This is a genomic window from Mycobacterium sp. TH-M106 (assembly GCF_057473765.1).
In genome coordinates this window covers 1-7,462 of record NZ_JBYCLE010000457.1, presented here as the reverse complement: position 1 = coordinate 7,462, position 7,462 = coordinate 1, and the positions used below count along the sequence as shown (strand labels likewise).

Annotated in this window: 5 protein-coding genes and 1 pseudogene; 3 read left to right on the top strand and 3 right to left on the bottom strand. The window is 66.1% G+C overall.

The features are described 5' to 3' along the window. Positions 1-1,712: translation elongation factor 4 (gene lepA, locus AC2VOP_RS16370; RefSeq protein ID WP_486961949.1), on the top strand; the 1,712-nt coding region annotated here is incomplete at its 5' end. An 87-nt stretch (positions 1,713-1,799) separates the two neighbouring features. Here lepA and AC2VOP_RS16365 read toward each other — a convergent pair. After that, complete coding sequence (locus AC2VOP_RS16365; RefSeq protein ID WP_486961950.1) at positions 1,800-3,836, bottom strand: glycoside hydrolase family 15 protein; 2,037 nt, start codon at positions 3,834-3,836, stop codon at positions 1,800-1,802. 92 nt (positions 3,837-3,928) lie between these two features. Here AC2VOP_RS16365 and AC2VOP_RS16360 point away from each other — a divergent pair, with 92 nt between their 5' ends. Beyond that, on the top strand, positions 3,929-4,159 hold the full coding sequence (locus AC2VOP_RS16360; protein ID WP_486961948.1) for a hypothetical protein: 231 nt from the start codon (positions 3,929-3,931) through the stop codon (positions 4,157-4,159). A 111-nt stretch (positions 4,160-4,270) separates the two neighbouring features. After that, entirely contained in the window at positions 4,271-5,314 is a 1,044-nt protein-coding gene (locus tag AC2VOP_RS16355; protein ID WP_486961947.1) for an extracellular solute-binding protein, read from the top strand. A gap of 86 nt (positions 5,315-5,400) precedes the next feature. On the opposite strand, the pseudogene AC2VOP_RS16350 reads toward AC2VOP_RS16355, so the two are convergent. Beyond that, positions 5,401-6,495, bottom strand: a pseudogene (locus AC2VOP_RS16350) (ATP-binding protein); the annotation flags it as partial. 176 nt (positions 6,496-6,671) lie between these two features. After that, a complete protein-coding gene (locus tag AC2VOP_RS16345; RefSeq protein ID WP_486961946.1) occupies positions 6,672-7,364 on the bottom strand; it encodes a phosphoadenylyl-sulfate reductase in 693 nt (230 codons plus the stop codon). Positions 7,365-7,462: the final 98 nt, after the last annotated feature.

The window sequence follows — 7,462 nt, the reverse complement described above, 5'->3', positions numbered from 1 at the left end:
AGCGCGCGATGCGCGCGCAGTACCTGGACCGGATGGACATCGAGCGGGAACGCGGCATCACCATCAAGGCGCAGAACGTGCGGCTGCCCTGGACCGTCGCAGGCCAAGGCTATGTGCTGCATCTCATCGACACCCCCGGCCATGTGGACTTCACCTATGAGGTGTCCCGGGCGTTGGCGGCCTGTGAGGGGGCGGTGCTGCTGGTCGACGCCGCCCAGGGCATCGAGGCGCAGACCCTGGCCAATCTGTACTTAGCGCTGGACCGCGACCTGGCGATCATTCCGGTGCTCAACAAGATCGACCTGCCGGCCGCCGACCCGGACCGCTACGCCGCCGAGCTGGCCCACATCATCGGATGCGAGCCCAGCGAGGTGCTGCGGGTATCCGGCAAGACCGGCGAGGGGGTGCCAGCGCTGCTCGACGAGGTGGTGCGTCAGGTGCCGCCGCCGGTGGGTAACGCCGACGCGGCCACCCGGGCGATGATCTTCGACTCCGTCTACGACATCTATCGCGGCGTGGTCACCTACGTCCGCGTCGTCGACGGCACGATCACCCCGCGCGAGAAGATCGCGATGATGTCCACCGGTGCCACCCACGAGCTGCTGGAGGTCGGCATCGTCTCACCCGAACCGAAAGCCACGGCCGGGCTGGGCGCCGGAGAGGTCGGCTACCTGATCACCGGGGTCAAGGACGTACGCCAGTCCAAGGTCGGCGACACCGTCACCACCGCACGCCACGGTGCCACCGAGGCGCTGACCGGCTACCGGGAACCACGGCCGATGGTGTACGCCGGATTGTATCCCGTCGACGGCTCCGACTACCCAAACCTGCGCGACGCGCTGGACAAGCTGCAGCTCAACGACGCAGCGCTGGCCTACCAGCCGGAGACTTCGCTGGCGCTGGGCTTCGGGTTCCGCTGCGGTTTCTTGGGTCTGCTGCACATGGAGATCACCCGGGAGCGGCTGGAACGCGAATTCGGGCTGAACCTGATCGCCACCGCGCCGAACGTCGTCTACCGGGTGGTGAAAGAAGATGGCACCGAGGTGACGGTGACCAACCCGTCGGACTGGCCGCCCGGCAAGATCGCCGCCGTCTACGAGCCGGTGGTCAAGACCACCATCATCGGGCCCAGCGAGTTCATCGGCACCATCATGGAGCTCTGTCAAACCCGGCGCGGTGTGCTCGGAGGTATGGACTACCTGTCCCCGGAGCGCGTCGAGCTGCGCTACGTCCTGCCGCTGGGCGAGATCATCTTCGATTTCTTCGACGCGCTGAAGTCACGCACCCGCGGCTACGCCAGCATGGACTACGAGAAGGCCGGCGACTCCGAAGCCGCACTGGTCAAAGTCGACATCCTGTTGCAGGGCGAGGCCGTCGACGCGTTCAGCGCCATCGTGCACAAAGATGCCGCGGCGGCCTACGGCCAGAAGATGACCGCCAAGTTGAAGGAACTGATCCCCCGCCAGCAGTTCGAGGTGCCCGTGCAGGCGGCGGTCGGGTCGAAAATCATTGCCCGGGAGAATATTCGCGCGATCCGCAAGGACGTGTTGAGCAAGTGTTACGGCGGCGACATCACCCGCAAACGCAAACTGCTGGAGAGGCAGAAAGAGGGCAAGAAACGGATGAAGACCATCGGACGGGTCGACGTGCCGCCGGAGGCGTTCGTCGCGGCGCTGTCCACCGACACGGGTGGTGACAAGCCCAAGAAGTAGCGGCCGCACCCGTGAGCATGCAGAGAATCGTATCGTGGAGGCACCGGGCGTGCGATTTTCTGCATGTTCGCCGCGAAACCGGGTGACCTACATGGGCGCGTTGGCGGGCTGGAACACCCCGGAGCTGTCGGACTCCTCCTCGGCGCGGATCACATGCACCACCGCGTTGATCAGTGCCAGGTGGGTGAACGCCTGCGGGAAATTGCCCAGGTGCCGTCCGGTGCGCGGCTCGATCTCCTCGGCGTAGAGGTGCAGAGGGCTGGCGAATGACAGCAAACGTTCGCATAGATGTTTGGCGCGACTGACCTCACCGATCTCCACCAGCGCCGACACCAGCCAGAACGACGTGATGGTGAAGGTGCCCTCCGCGCCGGCCAACCCGTCGTCGGTCTCCTCGGTCCGATAACGCAGCACCAGGCCGTCTTCGGTGAGCTCATCGGCGATGGCCAGCACGGTGGCGCGCACCCGCGGGTCGTCCGGCGGCAGGAACCGGGTCAGCACCGCCAGCAGCAGGGAGGCGTCCAGTGCGTCGCTGCCGTAGCGCTGGGTCAGCACACCGCGGGAGTCCACGCCGTTGGCCAGCACGTCGGCCTTGATCTCCTCGGCGACGGCCCGCCACTGCTGGGCGTAGCTGGTGTGGCCTTGTAGCTCGGCCAGCTTCGACCCGCGGTCCAGCGCAACCCAGCACATCACCTTCGACGAGGTGAAGTGCTGCGGTTCGCCGCGAACCTCCCAGATCCCGCGGTCGGGTTCGCGCCAGTGCTCGATGGCCTCCTCCACCTGCTGCTTGAGCACCGGCCACAGCCCCTCCGGGATCTGTTCCCGGGACTTGGCGTGCAGGTATACCGAGTCCAACATGGTGCCCCAGATGTCGTGCTGGCGCTGCCGGTAGGCGCCGTTGCCGACCCGCACCGGTCGGGCGTTGTCATACCCGGACAGGTGGGGCAGCTCTTCTTCGTCGAGTTCGCGCTCGCCACCAACGGCGTACATCACCTGCAGCGGGTGGGGTTGGTCGTTGCTGGCACCGTACACGTCGGCGATGAACGCGAAGAAGTCGTCTGCCTCGCGATCCAGGCCCAGGGTGTAAAGGCCCCACAACGCGAACGTCGAATCACGAACCCATGCGTAGCGGTAGTCCCAGTTGCGTTCGCCCTGAGGTGTTTCCGGCAGCGAGGTGGTGCTGGCCGCCAGCAGCGCGCCGGTGGGGGAGTAGGTCAGGCCCTTAAGCGTCAGCGCGCTGCGCTGCAGATACGACCGCCACGGATGGTCGGGGAAGTCACCGATGTTGATCCACTGCCGCCAGCATTCGGTGGTGTTCCACAGTTTGCTGGAGGCCTCTTCGTAGGTCTGCGGCGCCGGGTGGGTGGACCAGCTCAGCGCGACGAAGACGTTGTGGCCCTCCATGAGGCGGGTGCGGGCCCGCGCTTCGCAGCCTTCCAGGCCGATCCGCAGGTTGCTGGTCAACCGCAACGTCGGATGCGAGTCCGGGTCCTCCTTGGCCCGGGCGATGGCCTCGCCGTAGGCATTCGTCGAGTATTGCCACCCGGCGACGTCCCGGTGGTAGTCGAAGGCCGGCACGCAGCTCATCATCAGCTCCACGGTTCCGCTGACACACCGGACGCTGCGCAACAGGATATGCTCGGCATCCCAGTCGGTCGGGGTGCGACGATGGGTCCGCGACCGGGTTTCGATGTCGTGCCAGGGACCCATCACCAGCGCGTCGCGAACGATCAGCCATCCGGTGTGGGTTTGCCAGGTGGTCTCCAGGATCAGGCTGCCGGGCAGGTAGCGCCGGGCCGACGGCACCGACACGCCGTAGGGTCCCAACCGGAAGTGGCCTGCGGTACGGTCGAGGATCGCGCCGAACACGCTCGGGGAGTCCGGCCGCGGCACGCACATCCACTCCACCGAGCCGGCCGCGGAGATTAAGCAGGTGTTCTCGCAGTCGGACAGGAAAGCGTAATCGGCGATCGGCGGAAACGGGCTACGCAACTGCCGCATCGCCGAGTAGGGCACCGGCGCGGTGACAGCCAACGGCGCCGGTTGGTATCCGTCGAGCTTGTCTTCGGGCTCCTGGTTGGAGCTCCCACGGGCCTGACTGGTGGAGTGGGTGTGCAGGACCATGCGGCTATCATTGCGGCCCGCCTGCTCGCCGTCCACTTGCCGGCGGGCGTGTCCGGGTAGCCCCGGAAATAAACGCTGCATAGGGTGGCATCGTGCTCGGCTTCCTGAACTGGTGGGATGGTGTGGAGCTGTGGCTGTCGGGGCTGGACTTCGTGCTGCAGACCGCAGTGGTGATGCCGGTCGCGCTGACGTTGGCCTACGGGCTGGCGGTGGCGCTGGACACGTTGTTGGGCAATGGGATCCAGGGCATCCGGGGCATCCGGGGCATCCGGTTGAGGCGGCGCGCCGGCTGGGCTCACCACGCAAACGACGAGGCGCCCTGATGGGCAGGATGCCGCGCTCGCAGGTGACACTGGTGTTGGTGAGCCTGATCGTCTTGGTGATCCTGGCCTGGTTGCTGCACCGCTGACGCCCTGCCGAGTGAAGGGACACCGATGCCCAAACCTGCCGGCTGGCGCAGAGCGCTGGCGCTGACCCTGACCGGGGCCTTGCTTGCAGCATGCGGAGGCGCTCCCGGCGACATAGGCGACAGAGGCGACATGGTCGGCGACGGAGGCCCAGCCGACGCGCACACTAGAATCACGCTGGTAGCCTACGCGGTTCCCGAATTCGGCTGGCGCAAGGTGATTCCGGCGTTCAACGACACCGAAGACGGTTCCGATGTGCACGTCGTGACGTCCTACGGCGCGTCGGGTGACCAGTCGCGCGCCGTCGCCAACGGCAAGCCCGCCGATGTGGTGAACTTTTCGGTGGAACCGGACATCACCCGGTTGGTGGCAGCCGGCATGGTGTCCGCCGGCTGGAACAAAGACGCCACCAGGGGCATCCCGTTCGGTTCGGTGGTGACCCTGGTGGTGCGCCAGGGCAATCCCAAGCACATCTCCGACTGGGACGACCTGCTGGCGCCTGGAGTCGAAGTGATCAGCCCCAGCCCGCTGATCTCCGGCTCGGCCAAGTGGAACCTGCTGGCTCCGTACGCTGCCAAAAGCGCCGGCGGCAAAGACCGGCAGGCCGGTCTGGAGTTCATCGATCACCTGGTCGGCGACCATGTCAAGCTGCGGCCCGGGTCCGGGCGGGAGGCCACCGACCTCTTCATCGAGGGCAGCGGCGACGTCTTGATCAGCTACGAGAACGAAGCGATCGCCATCGAGCGCAGGGGCAAGCCGGTGGCCCACGTCAACCCGTCGCAGACCTTGCGGATCGAGAACCCGATGGCGGTGCTGACCACCAGCACTCACCTTGATGCCGCCACCGCGTTCAAGAACTTCCAGTACACCGCTGACGCCCAGCGGTTGTGGGCCCGCGCCGGCTTCCGACCGGTCGACCCGGAGGTCGCGGCCGAGTTCGCGGCCGAGTTTCCGACGCCGGAGAAGCTGTGGACGATCGCCGATCTCGGCGGCTGGGATGTCGTCGACGCGGCGCTGTTCGACAAGAACGGCGGTGCCATTACCAAGATCTACAGCCGGGCCACCGGATGACGGCGACGGTGGTTTCGGGGGTGACCAGCCGCAGTCTCGCCCGCTCGAAACGCGGCGGCGTCAACTCCGGCGAAGATGGAGTGCCTGACCGGCAAAGCCGCGAGCTTCGGACCGAACGGGGTAGCCTCGCAGCGGCGGTGAGCAGGACACCAAACTGGAACCGGTCACCGAGCCGGTCCGCAAGATAGCGGACGCCGCGCAGGTCCTCGGCGCGCGGCGTGCTGGTCGCCTTGACCTCGATGCCGCAGATCCGGCCGTCGGCGTGTTCGAGCACGAGATCGACTTCGGCGCCGCCGCGGTCGCGGGAATGCCACAGAGTTGCCCGCTCAGTCGACCAGGTGAGCTGCTTTCGAATCTCGTTTACCACGAACATTTCAAGGAGTTGTCCCAGCGGCCCGCCGCGGCGATCCAGCGTCGCGCCGGTGACCCCGAGCAGGTGGCACGCCAACCCGCTGTCCGACACGACCAGCTTCGGCCTTCGAATGACCTTGGGGTCCGGTTGGTTGACCACGCCGGCACCCAGTGGATGAGAAAAGCCGTCTCCAGCAACGCCAGATAGCCGTCAATGGTGCGGGCCGGAATGGACCGTTCGGTCGCCACCGCGCTCACATTGAGCTCGGCCCCGGTTCGCGCCGCGCACAGGCGAAGCAATCGCGGAATTTCGGCAAGCCGCTCGATCGCTGAAAACTCCGGATGACCGATTGCGTCGCCGTGGTGAGGTCGTTGTCAAACCACAGCCGGCGCCTCGACGGTGACCGAGCGATGACGTCCGGGAAACCTCCGGTGGCTATCCGTTCGATCAGGTGGGCACGGCCGATGTCGGCGCTGCGAATCAATTCACCTGGCACGGTGAACAGCAGGTCGACGAATGCGTCCGCCAAGCCGATGCGCTCACCTTGCGAGAACGGTCAGAGTTCGATGATCTCTACGCGGCCGACCAGCGTCTGGGCTTCGTCGATGACGAGCGTGTCAACCAACCGCTAAACGAACGCGCGGGGATCATCTCGCGCCGCATCGCGGTTGGCGGCGTCATCGAGGGAGACGACGGCACTGGACCCCGGATAGCCAAGCCAGGCAACCAGCGTGGTTTTTCCGACCTGCCGTGCACCGTTGACGACGACCACCGGGGTGTCGGCCAGAGCTGCCAGCACAGCCGGGGTGACCGCACGTTCGACAACCATCCAGACAGAATACTTTGCGGATTCGTCCTATACGGTGTTGCGGAAATGTCCGCCTCGGCCAGCCGCCTATCCAGCACCTCCAATTCCGGTGCGAGCCAGCGTACGTGGCCGGCAACCGTCTGGATGTTCGCAGCCGAACGCGGGTGCAGGCTGTCGTGCGCCGTCAGAATCAGGTGTCATGACGCGTGCAGCCCGCACTCGGTCTTGGCGGTGCCCGCCCAGCGGCCGCTGCGTGAATCGGCACCGGCCGCCGGCTTGGCGGTGCACGGTGCGCAGCCGATCGACGGATAGCCCCTGTCGACAAGCGGATTGACGACGATGTTGTGCTCGTCAATGTAGTCGGCCATGTCGGCATCCGACCACGCCGCCAGCGGGTTGACCTTCACCAGCTGGAACTGCTCGTCGAAGGCGATCAGTGGGGCATTGGCGCGGGTTCGCGACTCGACGCGGCGTATCCCAGTTACCCACGCCGAGTAGCCGCGCAACGCGTTGCGCAGCGGCTCGACCTTGCGCAGCTGGCAGCAGAGCGTCGAGTTGCTGGTGAACAGGTCTTTCCCATGTGCTGTATCCTGCTGCGCCACAGTTTGTTTGGGCGTGACATCAAGCAGTTCGATGTCGTAGATTGCCTCGATCGCGTCGCGGGTGCCGACGGTCTCCGCGAAGTGGTAGCCGGTGTCTAAGAAGATCACCCCGACGCCGGGACGGACCTTTGCGGCCAGGTCCACCAGCACCGCGTCGGCCATGCTGGAAGCCGCCACCCAGCTGCCGGGAAAATGCTGGTCCGTCCAGCGCAGCAGCTCTTCTGCGGTGGCGTCGTTCAGCTCCGCCACGCCGCGCGCGGCCAGCTCGCGCAGCTCGGTCACATTCATCGGTTCCCTACCTTTCTAGATGGGTGGTTGTTGCCCTCGGCCGTAGGCTTCGAACTGCCCAGGGGCGTCGGGTATGGCTTTCATGGTTGTGCTGTGTT

What these genes read in the sequence shown, in the direction of transcription:
- AC2VOP_RS16365 (WP_486961950.1), bottom strand. Translation starts at nt 3,836, where the DNA reads ATGGTCCTGCACACCCACTCCACCAGTCAGGCCCGTGGGAGCTCCAAC.
- AC2VOP_RS16355 (WP_486961947.1), top strand. Translation starts at nt 4,271, where the DNA reads ATGCCCAAACCTGCCGGCTGGCGCAGAGCGCTGGCGCTGACCCTGACC.
- AC2VOP_RS16345 (WP_486961946.1), bottom strand. Translation starts at nt 7,364, where the DNA reads ATGAATGTGACCGAGCTGCGCGAGCTGGCCGCGCGCGGCGTGGCGGAG.